We start from the raw sequence: 18,061 nt of genomic DNA, 5'->3' as shown, positions 1-18,061 counted from the left end.
TCGCCCCGCTCGGTATGGGTGGGGTATGAGGGTCTCGCCGCGAGTGCTGGCCATGGCCGGGCTGCTGTTCTGCGCCCTGGCCTGGAGCGGCAATACCCTGGTGGCCCGGGGCGTCGTCGGTATCATGCCCCCGGTGAGCCTTGCTTTCTGGCGCTGGGCCCTGGTGCTGGCGCTGGTGGTGCCGGTCGCGGCTCCCGGTTTGTGGCGTCACCGCGCTGCGCTCTGGCAGTCGCGCTGGCGGTTGCTGGTGTTGTCCGCCATGGGGATCACCGCCTTCAACACATTGCTCTATGTGGCGGCCAGGAGCACAACGGCCATCAATATCAGCCTGATCAACACCAGCCTGCCGGTCGCGGTGTTTATCGCGATGCTGGTTTTCCTGCGTCAGTGGCCGGGACGGCGGATGCTGCTGGGCGCGGCGCTGTCCTTTGTCGGGCTGATCATGATCCTGAGCAGCGGCTCACCCGCCCAGTTGATCGCTCTGGCATTCAATCGAGGCGATCTGCTGGTGCTGCTGGCGGTCTTGTCCTGGGGTGGATACTCCGTACTGCTGCAGAAATGGCCGCTGCCGGGTCCGGGATATGTGCAGCTGGCGGCGCTGGTGCTGTGTGGCGTGCCGTTGCTGCTGCCGTTCTATCTCTGGGAGCTGGCCGCCGTGGGTGGGGTTGCGGTGGGCTGGGAGGTGGCAGGGGCGGTGGCTTATACCGCCGTTGCGTCATCACTGCTGGCGCATCTGGCCTGGACCAACGGCATCAAGGTTGTCGGGGCCGCAACGGCCTCCCTGTTTACCTATCTGATTCCGGTGTTCACTGCGGTGTTCGGCATTCTGATGCTGGACGAGCAGCTGTATTGGTATCACCTGGTCGGTGGCGGGTTGGCCTTTCTGGGCATTCTGCTCGCCACCAGAAGGTAATCGGGCTCACTCTTCACCATTGAGCATCTTTTCCAGCAGGAAGAAAAGGGCCAGGCGTTCAGCCTGGTTGAGGTTGCGTGAGGTCAGCTCGGTGATACGCAGTGCGGCAGGCACCATCTGCTGATAAACCTCACGACCCTGCACGGTGAGGTGAAGTATGACCTTGCGCTTGTCATCCTCCGCTGCGCGCACGGCAATCAGGCCTCGTTCGCTGAGCCGCTTGATCAGACCGCGAATGGTGCCCTGGTCTATCGCCGTCGCCTTGATCAGTTCGGTCTGTGAGCTGGGCCCGCGATCATGCAGGGCACAGAGCGTCACGAACTGGGTGCTGGTGAGCTGTGCATCGGGGGAATTCTGCAGAAAGATTTCGGTATGACGCTGATAGGCGCGGCGCAGGAGATAGCCTATCTGCTGGGTGAAGTCGTAATCGGGGGTAGCTGAATCCTGATCCTGGTCATGGTGTTGAGAGGTCACCTATTTCTCCTTGGCGGCAAAGCGCTGTCTGTCTTGTGAACGCTGAGTTAGGTCTTTCCAGTCGGCGTTACCTGCGGTGCGCAGGCAACGCCCTGGCTGATCAGTTGTCCAGCACCCGACCCTGACTGACCACGGCTTCGCCGTCCAGCAGGACATCACAGTGGCGCAATGGAATATCCATGTGACACGGGGTTTTACGGGAGCCGCCTACTTCAGTGTTTGGGCCCGTGGAAAACAGGAAGTTTCCCTCGAATGCTCTGGCGTCCATGCACATGCCGTCATTCTTGTCATACAGGCCCATGGCTGTCCACTGCGCGCGAGGCTGCAGGCCCCAGCCGATATGGGATATACCATAGACTTCCGGATCATTGAAATAACGCATGTAGTCCCGCAGGTATTCCGCCTCGAAGCCGCCATGGATGCCGGTGATGAACCCCTCCCTGATCTCCAGGGTGATCCGCTCCCGGCAATAGTTCTTGAAGGGCAGCAGGATGTCGCCGATATCCAGCACCAGCACGCCCTCGGCGGAGCATTCGTCCGGCCAGCTGAAGACGAAGCCGCTCGGCCAGTGGTCCCACCGCCCCGGTTCATCCGCGAAGCCGTATTCGGAGACCACCGGATACTGGCCCAGCGCAGCGCGGAAGTCGCTGCCGGCCGCGGACTTCACCTCAATGGTACTGGCGCGGGACAGGCGAGCGGCGGCCGCCTGGACACGGTTCCGGTCCTGCAGGGTCGGCAGCATGCGCGCCAGTACTTCCGGCGGCTCGACCGCGAGCAGAATGCGCGTGCCGGTCTTGAGAATCTGCTCCTGTTCCGGGGAGTGCAGCAGCATCATGGTATCGACGATCAGATCGGCGGCCTCAAGAGCTCGCTGGGCTGCAAGATTGCCCGTCAGAGCGGTGTCCCCGCAATAGGCCGTCATGTCAATGCCCATGGCCTGAGGGTGATTGAACGAGGGCAGCTCGACGATGTAGACCTTGGCGCCGAGACGCAGCGCGGCATTGGTTGCGGCTTTCACCGTGAGCGGGTTCGAGTAGTGGCTCTTGAGAACGGCCACGCTCTGGGTGGCATCGACTTTGGACAGGCTCAGGACCTGTTCGAACTTCGCGGTAAATTCATATTCGTTAATCGGCATCACGGGCTCCTTTGCTTCAAATTGGTGCGGCAATACCGTGTTTTGTGCAGAAATAAAGCGTGTAGACTTTAATTTCGTTGGTATTGGTCGACATTTATTAGTAAGCAATTGCCTTGCCATGCTGCGCTTATAGTTGAAAGGCCATTATTTGTAATGGGCGAAGGAATTTTTCGGTCCGTATGGGTTCGTGCGTAAATCTTGGAATAAAAAGTGCATACACTGTAATCGTGTAACAGTGATCCCCAAGGAGCGTTCCCATGAAAGACAAGATTGCGATTATCGGTGGTGGGTTGGGTGGCGCGGCGATGGCCGGCCTGCTGCAGAAGGCCGGCCAAGAATGTGTGGTGTATGAACAGGCTCCGGAGTTTACCCGCCTGGGTGCGGGCATCCATATCGGGCCCAACGTCATGCGGATCTTCCGCCATTTGGGTATGGAGCAGACGGTGGCCGACATCGCTTCGCACCCGGACCATTGGTTCAGTCGTGACGGCTACACCGGCGAATATCTCTCGCGCATCAAGCTGGGGGAGTTTGCGGTCAAGGAGTACGGTGCGCCCTACATCACCGTGCACCGCGGCGACCTGCATGCATTGCAGTTGAAGCTGCTCAAGCCCGGTACCGTGCAGTTCAACAAATGCCTCAAGCAGGTAGAAGACCGCGGCGACGATGTGCTCATGACCTTCGCTGACGGCACCCAGGAAACCGCCTCGATCGTCATTGGCGCCGACGGCATCAATTCCCGCATCCGCGAGGCGCTGCTGGGCGCCGAGCCTCCGAAATACAGCGGTTGGGTAGGCCACCGGGCGCTGATCCGGGGCGAGCAGCTGCGCAAGTACAACCTGGATTTCGAAAAGTGCGTGAAATGGTGGTCTGAAGACCGCCACATGATGGTGTACTTCACCAGCGCCAAGCAGGACGAGTACTACTACGTGACGGGTGTACCGCACCCGGAGCCGGATTTCGAGGGTGCCTTCACCGCCAGCTGCAAGGACGAGATGTTTGAGGCCTTCGAGGGCTACCATGAGACCGTCCAAACCCTGATCGAATGCTCCGAAACCATCACCAAATGGCCGTTCCGCAATCGCAACCCGCTGCCCTTGTGGAGTCGGGGGCGTATGGTGCTGTTGGGCGACGCCTGCCACCCGATGAAGCCGCACATGGCCCAGGGCGCGTGCATGGCCATTGAGGACGCGGTGATGCTGACCCGCTGCCTGGGCGAAACCGGCATCAGTGACTACGCCACGGCCTTCCAGCTGTACGAACACAACCGCAAGGACCGGGCATCCAAAGTCCAGGCCATTTCCAATGCCAATACCTGGCTGCGCACCCAGGAAGATCCGGCCTGGCTGTTCGGCTATGACATCCTCAATGCGCCCCTGTCAGGAGGTAAGGCGTAATGGATACCTTCCTGTATGGCGCGCAGGTGCAGGCCGGCGGCACGCGCCAGCATTACCTGCGTTACGGCGGCAAGGGCGAGCCGCTGATCCTGCTGCCGGGTATCACCAGCCCGGCCATCACCTGGGGCTTCGTGGCGCAGTATCTCGGGCAGCATTTTGATACCTACGTGGTGGATATCCGCGGTCGCGGGCTGTCCTCCTCCGGGGCGGACCTGGACTATTCGACGGATCGCTGTGCCGCGGATGTGATTGCCCTGGCAGACGCCCTTGGCCTTGGCGAGTTTCACCTGATGGGCCATTCCATGGGCGCGCGCTTTGCGCTGCGGGCCAACCAGTTGGGCCTGGCGGACCGCCTGAAGTCGCTGTGCCTGATCGATCCGCCGGTGTCCGGGCCCGGCCGGCGGCCGTATCCCAGCCAGTTGCCCTGGTATGTCGACTCGATCAGGCAGGCGCGCGAGGGCATGGACGCCGAGGCGATGCGCGCATTCTGTCCCACCTGGACCGAAGAGCAGCTCGCACTGCGTGCCGAGTGGCTGCACACCTGTGATGAGCAGGCGGTAGTCCAGGCATTCAATGAATTCCACGAGGTGGATATCCATCCCTGCTTCGCCTCGATCAAGGCCCGCGCGCTGCTGATGGTGGCCGGCCGGGGCGGTGTCATCGAGCCGGCAGATATCGCCGAAATCCAGGCGTTGGCTCCCGGACTTGAGGTGGCAACCGTGACCCAGGCCGGGCACATGATTCCCTGGGACGATCTGCCGGGCTTCCTGGCGGCGGTTGGCACGTTTTACGACATCGATTTTGATTTCACTGAGGGTGACTGCAATGAGTAAGAACTTCCGTATCGGCCAGATTGTGCCCAGCTCCAACACCACCATGGAAACGGAGATTCCCGCCATGCTCATGGCCCGGCAGATGGTTCGCCCCGAGCGCTTCACCTTCCACTCCAGCCGTATGCGCATGAAGCACGTCCGCAAGGAAGAGCTGGCCGCGATGGACGCCGAGTCCGGGCGCTGCGCCCTGGAGCTGTCCGACGCCCGCGTGGATGTGCTGGGCTACGCCTGCCTGGTAGCCATCATGGCGACCGGCCTGGGCTACCACCGAGAGTCGGAGCGCAACCTGCGCCAGCTGACCGCGTCCAACCAGTCCGACGCGCCGGTCATCACCAGCGCCGGCGCCCTTGTTGAAGGCCTGAAGGTCATGGGCGCCAAGCGCATTGCCGTCGTGGCACCCTATATGAAGCCACTCACCGAGCTGGTGGTGAACTACATCCGCAATGAGGGCTTCGACGTGGTTACCTGGAAGGCGCTGGAGATTTCCGACAACCTCGAGGTCGGACGCCATGATCCGGCACGCCTGCCGGCGATTGTCAGTGAACTGGACCTGACCGACGTGGACGTGATCGTGCTGTCGGCGTGCGTACAGATGCCATCCTTGCCCGCCGTGGCAACGGTTGAAGCCATGACCGGCAAACCCGTCATCACGGCCGCCATCGCGACCACCTACGCCATGCTGAAGACCCTGGATCTTGAGCCGGTGGTTCCGGGTGCCGGGGCGCTGCTCTCGGGTGCCTACTGATCTGAGGAGACATCGCATGTCTGTCAGTGCTGCGGAAAATTATCAGGGCGTGTGGGGGCACCGGATCGGCTTCGGTCGCCGCTGCGCGGTGCTGTTCATCGACTTCATGCAGGCCTACACCGTGCCCGGTGCGCCGCTGTTTGCCGAGGGCGTAGTAGCGGCCGTGGACCACGCGCAGCAATTGCTGGGCTGGTCGCGCGCCCATGGCGTGCCGGTTATCCACACCAATATCCGCTACTTTGCCGAGGATTGCGCCGATGGCGGCGTCTGGGTCAGAAAAGCGCCGGTCATGAAGGCCATGGTCGAGGGTAATCCCCTGGCCGAATTCTGCCCGCCGGTCGCCCCCGCCCCGGGGGAACTGGTGATCACCAAGCAGTATGCCAGCGCCTTTTTCGGGACCAGTCTCGGATCGCTGCTGCATGCGCAGGGCGTGGATACCCTGGTGCTGGCCGGGTGCTCCACCAGTGGCTGCGTGCGGGCAACCGCAGTGGACGCCGTGCAGCACGGCTTTCACGTGATCGTGGCGCGTGAGTGCGTGGGGGACCGCCATGCGGGGCCCCACGAGGCGAACCTGTTTGATATCGACAGCAAGTATGGTGATGTCCTGACGCTTGGGGAGGTGATTGCGGGACTGCAGGAGGAGGTCGGTCGCGCCTGAGAAGCGAGGTCGTGACACGTCCGGGCGAGTCGGGCGTGTCAGGGCGCACTCAGGAGGGCAGCATGCAATGCGGCCAAAGTATGACTGCTGGTCAGGAAAAAGTCACAACAAGACGCTATCGTTTGAAATGGTCTCAGTCTACAATCAGCCCAATCGACCCGGTTGAGCCGGCACACTGACTGAGGAGTTCCCATGGCCGAGTACCAAGCCCCCCTGCGTGACATCCGTTTCGTTCTCAATGAAACCTTTGCAGCCGACCAGCTGTGGCAGAGCCTGCCCGGCTTGAATGGCGCCATTGATGCCGATACTGCCGAAGCCATGCTCGAAGAAGCGGCCAAGATCACCTCCCAGACCATCGCCCCGCTGAACCGCAACGGTGATGAAGAAGGTGCTGTGTGGAACAACGGCGAAGTCACCACCCCAGCTGGCTTCAAGCAGGCTTACGCCACCTATGCCGAAGGCGGCTGGGTAGGGCTGGCTGGTAATCCCGAGTTCGGTGGACTGGGCATGCCCAAGACCCTCGGCGTTCAGGTTGAAGAGATGATCTACGGCGCCAATAGCAGCTTCGCGCTGTACATCGCCCTGACTGCCGGCAGCACCCTGGCGCTGGACGCCCATGGCAGCGAAGAACTCAAGCAGAAGTACCTGCCGAACATGTATGCAGGCACCTGGGCTGGCACCATGTGCCTGACCGAGCCCCATGCCGGTACTGACCTGGGTATCATCCGCACCAAGGCCGTACCCGAGGCCGATGGCAGCTACGCGGTGACCGGCACCAAGATCTTCATCACCGGCGGTGAACACGACCTCACCGAGAATATTATTCACCTGGTACTGGCCAAGCTGCCCGACGCACCGGCCGGGCCCAAGGGCATTTCTCTGTTCCTGGTGCCCAAATTCCTGGTCAACGAAGACGGCAGCCTGGGTGAGCGCAATTCCCTGAGCTGCGGCTCGATTGAACATAAAATGGGTATCAAGGGCTCGGCTACCTGCGTGATGAACTTCGATGGTGCCAAGGGCTATCTGATCGGTGAATTGAACAAGGGCCTGAATGCCATGTTCACCATGATGAACTACGAGCGCCTGTCCATCGGTATCCAGGGCATCGGTTGCGCCGAAGCGTCTTACCAGACGGCAGTCGCATACGCTCGCGAACGCATCCAGAGCCGCGCTCCGACCGGCGCGGTACAACCGGACAAGGCCGCCGACCCGATCATGGTGCATCCAGACGTGCGTCGCATGCTGTTGACCATGAAGGCGATGACCGAAGGTAGCCGTGCCTTCTCCACCTATGTTGGCATGCAGCTGGACATCAGCAAGTTCGCTGACGACGAGCAGATCAAGAAGAAAGGCGAAGACCTGGTGGCGCTGCTCACGCCGGTAGCCAAGGCCTTCTTTACCGACGTCGGCTTCGAAAGCTGCGTTCATGGTCAGCAGGTACTCGGTGGCCATGGCTATATCCGCGAGTGGGGCCAGGAACAACTGGTGCGGGATGTGCGTATCGCGCAGATCTACGAAGGGACCAACGGCATCCAGGCGCTGGACCTGATGGGGCGCAAGACAGTCGCCAACGGTGGTGCCTTCTTCAAGGTATTTGCCGATGAGATCGACGCGTTCATCAGCGAAAACGATGCTGCCGAAATGGGTGAGTTTATCGAGCCCCTGCAGGCGGCACTGGAGAACCTCAAGGAGTTGACTGCCCAGGTCATCGATAACAGCAAAGCCAATCCCAACGAGATCGGCGCGGCTTCGGTGGAGTATCTGCACACCTTCGGCTACACGGCCTACGCCTACATGTGGGCGCGGATGGCCAAGGCGGCATTGACAGCGGAGCAGGGTGCTGACGGTTTCTATCAGGGCAAGCTGGCTACTGCGCGCTTCTATTTCAAGCGTCTGCTGCCGCGTATCCATTCGCTGAGCGCGTCGGTGCGCGCCGGTAGTGACGTGTTGTTCGAACTGGAATCGGCGCAATTCTGAGACGCTTCTTCCGTACGTAGGAGAACACTTACAAAACGTGGCGGTAATAGCCTATGGGCCGCCACCTGGCACCTGCGTACTATTGGTTTCGCAAGGATGCACCGCAGGAAGCGAAGCAGTACAAAAGGGAGCAGGGATCGAGTTACAGGAAGTACCAGCGTTAAGGATGATGATCAGGACGTTATTCTGCGAAACCCCGCTTCGGCGGGGTTTTTTAATGGGCGTCTTCCAGCCATCCGGCCTTGCCGGATATCAGCCGTTCTCTGTCGACTCGTGCTCCGCCGATTCCACCTTGCGCTTGCGTAATTGCTGCAAGCCCGGCGCCTGCAATATCAGCAAGGCGCCGGCCCCGGCGACCATGCCCCAGAATGCCGATGCTATCCCCAGCAGCGACACCCCGGAAGCCGTGACCAGGAAAGTCACTAGCGCCGCTTCCCGGTGGCGTTCTTCCTGCAGCGCACTGACCAGTCCGCTGCCAATGGTGTTGATCAACGCGAAGCCGGCAATAGCCAGTACCAACTCTTTCGGGAATGCCAGAAACAGCGCGCCGATGCTGGCCCCGAAGATACCTGCCACCAGATAGAATAGACCGGACACTATCGCTGCGGTATAGCGCTTGGCGGGATCGTCATGGGCCTCGGGGCCGGTGCAGATGGCCGCGGTGATGGCGGCCAGATTCACGCCAAAGGCGCCGAACGGCGCCAATACAAAGGTCGCCAGTCCGGTCCAGCCGATCAGGGGCGAGGCGGGTGTCTGGTAGCCGGCGGCCCGCATCACAGCTAGCCCCGGCAGATTCTGAGATGCCACGCAGACGGCGAACAGCGGTAACGCCACGCCCATCAAAGCCTGCACGCTGAATGCGGGTGTGACCCATTGCGGCGTAGTGACGGTGAAACTCAAGGCGCTGAAGTCGAGCGAGTCACTGGCCGCTGCCACAGCAATGCCCACCACCAGCGGCGCCATCACGGCATAACGAGGGATCAGGCGGCGGGCCAGCAGGTAGGTCAGCAACATCGGGAAGACCAGACTGAAAGCCGTGGCCAGCGCGGCGAAAGCTTCCATGCCGAAGCGCAGCAGTACCCCGGCCAGCATGCCCGCTGCAATCGCCGGTGGAATCCGCTGCATGATCCGCTCGAACCAGCCGAAGAAGCCGCACAGCGCCATCAGAAGTCCGCACAGGACGAACGCGCCGGTGGCTTCCTGCAAAGTGGCGCTGGAGGCGGCGGTCACCAGGACTGCAGCGCCCGGCGTCGACCAGGCGGTGACGACCGGCGCTTTGAAACGCCAGGAAAGATAGATACCCGAAACCCCAATGCCCAGACACAGTGCAAGCATCCAGGAGCCGATTTGCGCAGGCGTGGCGCCCAGCTCGCTGGCAGCCTGGAATACCAGCGCGGCGGAGCTGGTGAAGCCCACCAGCACAGCGACGAAGCCGGCGCTGAAGGAAGAAACGGAAAGGTCTTTGAAAAAACTCATGGGCAACTCATCAGGTCATGCACAAGGGATAGCAGTCAGGGCTACGATCTTCACATAATTGGGCCCGCTCATGTTAGCGCCGGTTGCCTTGACGTGCTCGTGCTAGGATGAGCACGCCGCACGCGGGCGGATAACAGTTTTGAGTGGAGGGATCGTGTTCTCGCTGAAGCGTAAGGGTGATTATCGGCTACAGCTGACTCGCACATTGAAAAAGCCGGGCCGCTACGACGTCGAGCTATATCTATTCACGCCCCATGAAAATGACCTGTCCGCCTGGACGCTGGATGAGCGGCAGTTCTTCTTCAGCACGCTGTCACACCGCTTCGGTTTGCTCGGTTTGCCTGAAGAAGACCGGGTCAGCAAGACAGACGGATCTTTCGCGCTGTTATCCCCTCACTATGAAATCATGTTCGGCTCCTGGCTCTTTCAATATCGGGCCTCCATGGACCGGCTGCGACAGCAGATCCAAAATGCCGGTGTGACGGAAGAGCCGCTCAAGCGGGCGCTGCGACTGAGTCAGAACTTTGCCCAGCGTCTGCGCAGATCGACGCCGGAGCAGAGCAATCAGCGGCGCTACTTCCGGCAGCTGGATATCTACTTCTCCTGGCATGCAGAACAGTTCTTTCTCGAATGCATGACCCTGGAAGGCTACAGCGAGCTGGATGAAGAGCTCATCGCAGCCATCCAGGAGTTTTTGCAGCAGGAATACCGCCATCGCCGGGAGCGGGAATATCTGAGCGACTTCCACGGCTCCCCGACCCGGGTCTGGAATCGCATGAGTTTGTATCATCGTCTATTGGAATATCCGGTGCTGCTGCGTTCCAAGGTGACCGAGCTGGGGGAAGGTACCCGCAAGCTGGTCAAGGCGGCATCAACCATGCTGATCATGACGCTGTTCACGTACTTTCTGTTCAATGCGCGGGCGGGCAATCAGCACCTATCGATTGCGCTGCTGCTGGGTATCGCCTCGGTGTACGCCATACGCGACCTGTTGCGTGACGACATGATTACGGTCATCACCCGCTGGTTGCGTAAGGGCAAGCCGCGCTGGAAGATCCGCCTGCTGATGCCTTACACAAAAAGACTCATGGCTCAGCAGCGAGTATGGCTGGACTATCGCAAACTCCCCAATTTGCCCCATGAGGTGCTGGAGCACTCCGGCAAATGGGCTACCAATGAAGAGCGGCAGATCATCTGTTACCGTTCGGTACTTTCGCTGGAAAAGGGGGCGCTGGAACGGGACAAGATCCAGGAGCGCCTCAGCCTGGATTGCGAAAAATTGTGCGAAATGATCCAGGCCACACGAAACCGGCTGTTCAGCTACGCTGACGATGAGCCCTTTGCTGCGATCCAGGCCCACCCCATCGAGAAACAGCACGACTACAATCTGTTGCTGGTGTACACCGAGCCGGGAACGGGGCATTCCACGGCCCAGCGCTGGCGTTTGCGCCTGGGGAGCGATGGTATAGTCCACTGCGAAAGCAAGAAGACGCACTGGCCCAGCGCCGAAGAGCAGCAGCGCAGAAGCGGGCTGCTGCGCTTGCGTGACCATCTACGTCGACATTGAATGCCGGGTGAATGTAACTTTACGAAGCGGCAAGTGACCAATGAATAATAATCCGGTTTGGTGTCGCAGGGAGACAACCGAGCCGGTTGAAACAAAGGGAGCGTCACGGAGAATGTTTGTGCTCGGGTTACCGCTACAGAAGAAAATTGCATGAGGATGGCAACGCCGCTATTGCGTGCTGCCATCATCTGCCTGGCTGTTTCCACCACGGCTTGCCGTGTGTCGCCGCCAGCGGAACCGGTGTTGCCGTTTACCCTGCCGGTTACCTTCGCCGCTGAGTCTTCCGGCGCCTTCGAGCCCGCCGAGCGTTGGTGGACGGAGTTTGATGACGAACGCCTGAACCATTTTGTCGATACGGCCCTGGTACGCAATCCCGGCCTCGCCCAGGCCATCGCCCGGGCACGCATCGCCGAAGCGCGGGTCAGGTCCACCGGCGCCGATGCGCTGCCCCAGGTCGGGATTGGCCTGAACAGCACGCGCCAACGCCAGAACCTGTCGGGCCTGGGATTATCGGATCTGGGTGACGATATGGCCATGCTCAGCAATAACCACAATGCGGCACTGGATATTAGCTGGGAGCTGGATCTGTGGGGCCGCCTGTCCGCTCTGAGCGCCTCGGCCCGAGCCGAATTTCTGGCCAGCGGCGAGCAGCTGCGTGCCATGCGTCAGTCGGTAGCAGCGCAGATCACGCAGCTGTATTTCGACATCACCCATGCCCGGGCACAGGTCGAACTATCGGAAGATACCGTCACTGCCTTGGAAGAAATGGCCCGGCAGATCAACAACCGGGTCCAGATTGGGATCGCCTCGCCAGCAGACGGCATGCTCGCCGACGCCAACCTCGGCTCGGCCCAGGCCGGGCTTGAACAGCGCCGTGAGGCGCTGGCCGTCAGCGTCCGGCAGCTGGAAATACTGATGGGAAACTACCCGGCCGGCAATCTGCAGACCAGCGCCACGCTGCCTGCTGTTTCGCCGCCACCCACCGCAGGTGTGCCCGCGCAGCTGCTGGTGCGGCGCCCGGATGTGCGCGCCGCGGAGCTGGCGCTGATCGGAGCGGGATACCAGCTGGGCGCGGCCAAGCGCTCCTTTCTGCCGTCCGTCTCACTGACGGGCTCGGGCGGCTACTCCAGCAGCGAGTTCTCCGACCTGTTCAGCAGCGGCAATCTGATCTGGTCGATTGGCGGGCGCATTGTGCAGCCGATATTCCAAGGCGGGCGCCTGGTTGCTCAAGTGGATATTGCCGAAGGCCAGCGCGACGAGACGCTGAACGCCTACATCGAAACGGCGCTCAATGCCCTGGCGGAAGTCGAAAGCCGCCTGGCGGTAGAAGGGCTGCTGGCACGCCGCGAGCAGGTGCTGGATGGGTCGGCCAGTGCGGCAGAGGAGGCGGTACGGGTGTCCTATAACCGCTATCTGCAAGGGATAGATCCGTTTCTCAACGTGCTGGAGAGTCAGCAACGCGCCCTCGATGGCCGCAGCGCCCATATCACCGCCCGCCATGCGCGGATAGAAAACCGCATCGCATTGCATCTGGCGCTGGGCGGCGGCTTCGAGTCCGGCTCGTCCACGGTGCTTGCGGTAACACCCGTCAGTGCCGGCAGCCTGTCCACTAATCCCAGAGAAGAGCCCAGATAATGTGCAAGAGTCGTATGAGCGCTGTTGGCGTGGTTTTGCTGTTCGGTTTGCTGGGGTGTGGTGGCACCGAGGAACCGGAGGCGCAGCAGAACGGCCAGTCCGCTACTGCGGGGCAACAGGGCGGTGAAGCGCAATTGGTTAGCGTCAAGGCGGTGCCGGTGGCACATCGCAATCTGCAGACGTGGGTCTACAGTCAGGGCACTGCCCGCTCGCGTCAGCGTGAATTTCTGACCTTTACCCAGCAAGGCATGGTCTCCCATGTTGATGAAGAACTGCGGGTCGGCAGTCCGGTGAAGGCCGGTCAATTGATCGCCCACCAGGCACCCGAGCGGGTGCAAGCTGACCTGCAGGCGGCCAGGGCGGCGCTGGCTGAAGCCGAGGCCAATCTGGAACTGGCCAAGGTAACTCGCCGGCGCTACGAAGCCCTGATCGAACAGCGCTCCGCGTCGCGACAGGAACTGGACCAAGCCGTGGTGCAGGTGGAGCAGGCCACGGCAGCACGGGACAACAGTCGTGCGCAGCTGGCGCAGGCGCAATTGACGGTGGACGAGTCGCGACTGGTGTCGCCCATCGACGGGGTGCTCGCGCGCCTCAATATCGAGAAGGGCCGTTATTTCATGCCCAGCGTGGTGCAAACCAACACCGAACAGAATGCCCTGCGCACGGTGCCTGCCCTGGTGATCGGCCCGAACCGTTTTGAAGTGCGGGTGGACCTGCCGTCCTATGACTTCCGGCAGGTCGAGAATAGCGCCCGGGCAGTGATTGGTGGTGAGCCGCCGAGAGACGGTCGCGATGTCGATCCATTGGTCGGGAATGATCGGGTGGCCGGCACGGTGCATGCGATCAGCCCTTCCCTGGACCCGGAAACCCGTACCTTCGAAGTGGTCGTGCATACCGAAGGCGACAACCCTGGCCTGCTGGACGGCGAGTTCGTCGCGGTTTGGATCGCGCTGCCGGTGCTGCAGGAGAGTTTGGCCGTGCCGCTGGAGGCGCTGCGCTTTCGCAACGATCAATCCTTCGTCTTCGTGGTGGAACGGGATAGTGGCCGGGTCAATGAACGCCGGGTCGAACTGGGCCAGCAGGCCGGCGCCTACCGGGCAGTCGTCGAGGGGATAGCAGAGGGCGAACTGGTGGTTACCGATGGGCGGGCGGCTCTCTACGATGGACAGCAGGTCCGGGTCCTGCAAGCAGACGGGGAACGCGAATGAGCACCGCCAACAGTCCGGACGGTGCGCTCCCGGCGACCCCGCGGCAGGAAAGCGAAGAGGTACGCACAGCCCACCCGTTGGCGCGCTTCTTCTTCCTGCAACCGATCTTCGGCATTCTGTTACTGATCACATTGTTGCTCGGTGGGCTGATGGCCTATATGCAACTGGTCAAGGAGTCGCTGCCGGATCTGAATATCCCTCAGGCCACCATCACCACCACCTGGCCCGGCGCCGATCCCCGTACCATCGAGGAACAGGTCACTGACTTCATCGAGGACGAGGTCACTACTCTGGAGGGGGTGCGTAAAGTTGACAGCGCTTCCTACGATTCCTTCTCGGTCATATCCGTCGAATTCGACGCCTCGGCCGACCCCATCGATGCCATGACTCGGTTGCGGGCCGCGGTGGCTGACGCCGAGGCGGAACTGCCGGCAGACGTGGAGCGGCCGACGATCAAACAGGCCTCGGTCGATGATCGTCCGATTCTTACCTTCACCCTGCATGGTGAGGCGGGCTCTGCAACCATGAACCAGCAGGCCAGGCGCATTCGCGATGAGCTGGAGCGCGTGCCCGGCGTCAATGAAGTGAACATTGGCGGGGAGCGTGAGGAAATCGTTCAGATACTGCTGCGCCCTGAGCGGCTACTGGCGCTGGGGTTGTCGCCGTCAGCCGTGCGCAATGCGGTGCAGCAGGCCAACGTGGAGCAGCCATTCGGTGAGATCCGCAGCGATGATATCGGGGCCGTGGTGCGTCTGGAAGGGCGCTTCCATGATGTGGACGACCTGCGTGCGTTGCCGGTGGCGCGGCTCAGTGGCCCGGGCGCCGACCGCCCCGTACGTCTGGATGAAGTGGCCTCAGTGCGCCGCATGCAGGAAACCGAAACTTCCCGGGCTTTTTTCAGCGCAAACGGCGAAGAGTACGCCGCGTCCCTGGAGCTCTCGGTCCGCAAGACCCCCGGTGCTGACACCGTGAATCTGGTAGCGAATCTGCATGCCGCGTTGGAGCGGATGCAGGACGCAGGCGCCTGGCCTTCCGGTCTGGAATACAGCATCATCCAGGATGAGGCAAACCAGATCATGGAGTCGCTGGCCGAGGTGTTCTTCAGCGCCCTGCAGACCATGGCCGTGGTGTTCATCATCCTGTTGCTGACGATTGCCTGGCGCGAGGCAATCCTGGCCGGCCTGTCAGTGCCGGTGACCTTTGCCGGGGTGCTGCTGATCATCATGTTGATGGGCTATTCGCTCAACGAGCTGGTGGTCATCGGCATGGTGATCGCGCTGGTGATGATCGTCGACGTCTTCATCGTTCTGCTGGAAGGGCTGCACGACGAGATCTACAACGGCGGCAAGACCTTCGGCCAGGCCGTGCTGGCGACCGTCAAGCGCTACGCCTTGCCCGCCTTTGCCGCACAGTTGACGACCATCCTCGCGCTGGCGCCGCTGATGTCGATCAGCGGCACCGTGGGCGAATTCATCCGGGTGTTGCCGACCACCACGGTGGTCTGCCTGATCCTTTCTTTCATCGTTGCCATGTTGTGCACCTTGCCGCTGGCCCGTGCCTTGCTGGGTAGGCAGCGCAAAGCTGAAGACCCGCAGCGTCAGGGATTGTCCGACCGGATTACCCGGCGTGCCGTCGATGGGCTGGAGCAGTGGAATGCCCGCTGGGTCGTACGGCAGCGTCGGCAAGCCTGGCTGTGGTTGCTCGGCGCCATTGTGCTGTTCATTTTCTCCATGTGGGCCTTTACCCAGGCGCGGGTCGAACTCTTCCCCGCGACGGACGGCGAGCGCCTGGGTATCAACATCGAGCTGCCGCCCACGGTGCAGCTGGAAGCTTCCCAGGCGGTCGCCGATGACATTGGCGCTATCCTGCGCGACAAACCGTATTTCGAGAATGTGGTGAAGCTGGTGGGTCTCAAGAGTCCCTTCGCCGGCGGCTCGATGGCCTCCAACCTGCAACCCAGCGAAGCGGAGAATTTTATCGGCTTCTCCGCCACCTTCCGCCCACTGGAGGAACGCGACGCTCCGTCTTACGAGCTGGCCGATGAGTTGCGCCGCGAGCTGTCGGCCTATCTGAATGCGCATGTTGCCGCCGCGCAGTTGCTGGTTGTTCCGGAATCAAGTAGCCCCAGTGCGGGTGATCCCATCGAGATCCAGCTGATCGGTGCCGATATGGACGAACTGCTGCGCCTGTCCCGCGAGGTCCAGGCGCTGCTGGCCGATACCCAGGGCGTGGTGGATGTACGCGATAACATCGGCATGCTCAAACCGCAACTGGCCCTGCAGCCCGACCGCGAAGCGGCCAACTTCTTCGGCATCGACCACGGTGACCTGGCCTCACAACTGCGCATTGCCTTCAGTTCCGACGAAGTCGGTACCTTCGTCACCGCCGATGGTGACGACAACATCGATATCCGTCTGGGCACTGAATGGCCCAGCCGCCCGGGCGAAGCGGGCGGACCGCGCAGTACTGAAGAGCTGACGCGAGTACGTGCCTTCACCCAGGATGGCCGTTCCGTCGCCATGCAGCAGCTACTCAAGCCCACCCAGTCCGAAGCGGCTATCGCCATCTCCCACGTCGGTGGTGAGCGGGCGCTGACCGTCATGGCCAAGAACGAAGGGCGCACCGTGGGTGAAGTCTTTGCCGAAGTGCAGCCCCGGCTGGACGAGCTGCAGCAACGATGGCCCTCTGGCTACCGTGCCGTGATCGGCGGGGAAGCAGCGGATACCACCGAAACCTTCGCCTCGGCCCTGGTGGCGCTGGTCATTGCCGTGGTGCTGATTGTCGGTGTGCTGGTCATCCTGTTCAGCAGCTTCCGTCAGGCTTTCATCATCTTCGCGACCATGCCGCTGGCCGTCATTGGCTCTGCCCTCGGCTTCTGGGCCTTCGACATCACCTTCTCGTTCTTCGCCATGATCGGCTTGGTCTCGCTGATCGGGATCGCCATCAACAACGGCATCATCATGGTCGATACCATGAATAACTACCTGAAGGACGGCATGACCGTCCCCGAAGCAGCCGCGGCCGGTTCCGCCCGGCGTCTGCGACCGCTGCTCACCACGGCCATCACCACCATTGTCGGTCTGGTGCCGCTGGCGGTCAGTAGTGCCTTCTATCGACCACTCACGTTGGTGATTATTTTTGGACTGCTATCGGTGTCGGTGCTGGCGCTGTTCGTGGTGCCGGCGCTGTATGTGCTATTGACCCCGGCGGATGCGGGTGAGGAGAAAGTGCTGGATTGAGTGGGGCGGGGGGTGCTCGGTGGTTTACCTAAGCCGTGCCATTGTTTTAGTCGTTATGGATCTCTGTGCGACTGCATCAACAGCGCGGTCCACAGCTGGCTGAGAGCTGCCGCCTAAGGGCGGCTGCTCTCAGACTCCAGTTACGCGTGCTCGACCTGGCGATGGGTATCCACGGCAACCATCTCGTGGCCGATCTGCTGGGCTGCTTGCAATATCTTCGTCGAGTCAGCGGTTTCACTGTCCAATAGCAGGTGCGAGCTCAACACCTTTGCGCCGCAATAATTGAAGATGCCATGGTCGATTTGTGTCTTCATGGCCGCTGCATAGCCATGCCGCTCGAAGGTCCCCGGATCGGCGCCGCCGATACCTACCAGGTGGACGTTCAGGTGCGCCAGCTTTTTAATCAGGGCGCCTCCCGGACTGAAATCGAAGGCCCAGCCGTTCGAGAACACCCGGTCTATCCATCCTTTCAAAAGCGCGGGCATGCTCCACCAGTAAACGGGATACACCAATACCAAGGCATCGGCGCGATCGATTCTGGTCTGCTCTGACTGCACATCGGCAGCAGGTGATGCTTGTGTGCGGTGTACAGTCAGGTCGGCTGCGGTGAAGCGAGGGTCGAAGCCTTCCTGCGCCAAGTCGGCTATCTCGAACGTATGCTGTGGTTGTGCAGACGTAATGCCCTTGGCTATATGCGATGCGACGGCCTGAGTCAGCGACTCGAGCTCTGGGTGAGCGACTACGATGAGTGTATGCATGGCGAAACCTCTGTGAAAGTTTGAACCGCCAGCGTGGCGGCTATAT

Annotated in this window: 14 protein-coding genes; 10 read left to right on the top strand and 4 right to left on the bottom strand. The window is 61.4% G+C overall.

The features are described 5' to 3' along the window. The first annotated feature begins 25 nt into the window (after positions 1–25). Positions 26–913, top strand: coding sequence for a DMT family transporter (locus DHB74_RS04970; protein WP_499160904.1), 888 nt, complete (start codon positions 26–28; stop codon positions 911–913). A gap of 6 nt (positions 914–919) precedes the next feature. Here the strand turns inward: DHB74_RS04970 and DHB74_RS04965 are convergent, their stop codons facing one another. Next, positions 920–1,387 (bottom strand): MarR family winged helix-turn-helix transcriptional regulator, encoded by a 468-nt coding sequence (locus tag DHB74_RS04965; RefSeq protein ID WP_499160903.1) that lies wholly within the window; start codon positions 1,385–1,387, stop codon positions 920–922. Positions 1,388–1,487: 100 nt separating this feature from the next. Next, positions 1,488–2,522, bottom strand: a complete 1,035-nt coding sequence (locus DHB74_RS04960; protein WP_499160902.1) for a 2,5-dihydroxypyridine 5,6-dioxygenase NicX family protein — start codon at positions 2,520–2,522, stop codon at positions 1,488–1,490. A 257-nt stretch (positions 2,523–2,779) separates the two neighbouring features. Here DHB74_RS04960 and DHB74_RS04955 point away from each other — a divergent pair, with 257 nt between their 5' ends. The 5 genes from DHB74_RS04955 to DHB74_RS04935 all read left to right on the top strand — a co-directional run bounded on the left by DHB74_RS04955 (position 2,780) and on the right by DHB74_RS04935 (position 8,132). After that, the gene (locus DHB74_RS04955; RefSeq protein ID WP_499160901.1) at positions 2,780–3,919 is read left to right on the top strand and encodes an FAD-dependent monooxygenase; all 1,140 of its coding nucleotides are present in this window, start codon (positions 2,780–2,782) and stop codon (positions 3,917–3,919) included. After that, a complete protein-coding gene (locus DHB74_RS04950) occupies positions 3,919–4,752 on the top strand; it encodes an alpha/beta fold hydrolase (protein WP_499160900.1) in 834 nt (277 codons plus the stop codon). Before DHB74_RS04955 ends, DHB74_RS04950 begins: the two co-directional genes overlap by 1 nt. Beyond that, the gene (locus DHB74_RS04945; protein WP_499160899.1) at positions 4,745–5,497 is read left to right on the top strand and encodes a maleate cis-trans isomerase family protein; all 753 of its coding nucleotides are present in this window, start codon (positions 4,745–4,747) and stop codon (positions 5,495–5,497) included. The genes DHB74_RS04950 and DHB74_RS04945 overlap by 8 nt, the downstream gene beginning before the upstream one ends. Before the next feature lie 16 nt (positions 5,498–5,513). Beyond that, entirely contained in the window at positions 5,514–6,155 is a 642-nt protein-coding gene (locus tag DHB74_RS04940; RefSeq protein ID WP_499160898.1) for an N-carbamoylsarcosine amidohydrolase, read from the top strand. 192 nt (positions 6,156–6,347) lie between these two features. Further along, entirely contained in the window at positions 6,348–8,132 is a 1,785-nt protein-coding gene (locus tag DHB74_RS04935; RefSeq protein ID WP_499160897.1) for an acyl-CoA dehydrogenase C-terminal domain-containing protein, read from the top strand. 252 nt (positions 8,133–8,384) lie between these two features. Here the strand turns inward: DHB74_RS04935 and DHB74_RS04930 are convergent, their stop codons facing one another. Then, the gene (locus DHB74_RS04930; RefSeq protein ID WP_499160896.1) at positions 8,385–9,608 is read right to left on the bottom strand and encodes a benzoate/H(+) symporter BenE family transporter; all 1,224 of its coding nucleotides are present in this window, start codon (positions 9,606–9,608) and stop codon (positions 8,385–8,387) included. 154 nt (positions 9,609–9,762) lie between these two features. Here DHB74_RS04930 and DHB74_RS04925 point away from each other — a divergent pair, with 154 nt between their 5' ends. The 4 genes from DHB74_RS04925 (at position 9,763) to DHB74_RS04910 (ending at position 17,257) form a co-directional block, all read left to right on the top strand. Further along, the gene (locus tag DHB74_RS04925) at positions 9,763–11,175 is read left to right on the top strand and encodes a hypothetical protein (RefSeq protein WP_036989123.1); all 1,413 of its coding nucleotides are present in this window, start codon (positions 9,763–9,765) and stop codon (positions 11,173–11,175) included. A 150-nt stretch (positions 11,176–11,325) separates the two neighbouring features. Next, a complete protein-coding gene (locus DHB74_RS04920; protein WP_083392347.1) occupies positions 11,326–12,810 on the top strand; it encodes an efflux transporter outer membrane subunit in 1,485 nt (494 codons plus the stop codon). Further along, positions 12,810–14,018: an efflux RND transporter periplasmic adaptor subunit gene (locus DHB74_RS04915; RefSeq protein WP_280164764.1), complete on the top strand. Its 1,209-nt coding sequence runs from the start codon at positions 12,810–12,812 to the stop codon at positions 14,016–14,018. Before DHB74_RS04920 ends, DHB74_RS04915 begins: the two co-directional genes overlap by 1 nt. After that, a complete protein-coding gene (locus DHB74_RS04910) occupies positions 14,015–17,257 on the top strand; it encodes an efflux RND transporter permease subunit (RefSeq protein WP_499160895.1) in 3,243 nt (1,080 codons plus the stop codon). The genes DHB74_RS04915 and DHB74_RS04910 overlap by 4 nt, the downstream gene beginning before the upstream one ends. Positions 17,258–17,397: 140 nt before the next feature. Here DHB74_RS04910 and DHB74_RS04905 read toward each other — a convergent pair whose 3' ends face one another. Next, positions 17,398–18,015 carry an NAD(P)H-dependent oxidoreductase gene (locus tag DHB74_RS04905; protein ID WP_036989126.1) on the bottom strand — a complete coding sequence of 206 codons (618 nt, stop codon included), beginning with the start codon at positions 18,013–18,015 and terminating at the stop codon, positions 17,398–17,400. Between the last annotated feature and the right edge of the window lie 46 nt (positions 18,016–18,061).

Source organism: Pseudomonas sp. G11-1 (assembly GCF_024031555.1).
In the GTDB taxonomy this organism is placed as follows: Bacteria; Pseudomonadota; Gammaproteobacteria; order Pseudomonadales; family Pseudomonadaceae; genus Halopseudomonas; species Halopseudomonas bauzanensis.
This window is presented reverse-complemented; position numbering and strand designations above follow the sequence as displayed.

Bases quoted from the DNA above. Each gene is read 5' to 3' on its own strand.
- DHB74_RS04930 (WP_499160896.1), bottom strand. From the start codon at position 9,608: ATGAGTTTTTTCAAAGACCTTTCCGTTTCTTCCTTCAGCGCCGGCTTC.
- DHB74_RS04915 (WP_280164764.1), top strand. From the start codon at position 12,810: ATGTGCAAGAGTCGTATGAGCGCTGTTGGCGTGGTTTTGCTGTTCGGT.
- DHB74_RS04935 (WP_499160897.1), top strand. From the start codon at position 6,348: ATGGCCGAGTACCAAGCCCCCCTGCGTGACATCCGTTTCGTTCTCAAT.
- DHB74_RS04910 (WP_499160895.1), top strand. From the start codon at position 14,015: ATGAGCACCGCCAACAGTCCGGACGGTGCGCTCCCGGCGACCCCGCGG.
- DHB74_RS04905 (WP_036989126.1), bottom strand. From the start codon at position 18,015: ATGCATACACTCATCGTAGTCGCTCACCCAGAGCTCGAGTCGCTGACT.
- DHB74_RS04960 (WP_499160902.1), bottom strand. From the start codon at position 2,522: ATGCCGATTAACGAATATGAATTTACCGCGAAGTTCGAACAGGTCCTG.
- DHB74_RS04950 (WP_499160900.1), top strand. From the start codon at position 3,919: ATGGATACCTTCCTGTATGGCGCGCAGGTGCAGGCCGGCGGCACGCGC.
- DHB74_RS04945 (WP_499160899.1), top strand. From the start codon at position 4,745: ATGAGTAAGAACTTCCGTATCGGCCAGATTGTGCCCAGCTCCAACACC.
- DHB74_RS04970 (WP_499160904.1), top strand. From the start codon at position 26: ATGAGGGTCTCGCCGCGAGTGCTGGCCATGGCCGGGCTGCTGTTCTGC.
- DHB74_RS04920 (WP_083392347.1), top strand. From the start codon at position 11,326: ATGAGGATGGCAACGCCGCTATTGCGTGCTGCCATCATCTGCCTGGCT.
- DHB74_RS04955 (WP_499160901.1), top strand. From the start codon at position 2,780: ATGAAAGACAAGATTGCGATTATCGGTGGTGGGTTGGGTGGCGCGGCG.
- DHB74_RS04940 (WP_499160898.1), top strand. From the start codon at position 5,514: ATGTCTGTCAGTGCTGCGGAAAATTATCAGGGCGTGTGGGGGCACCGG.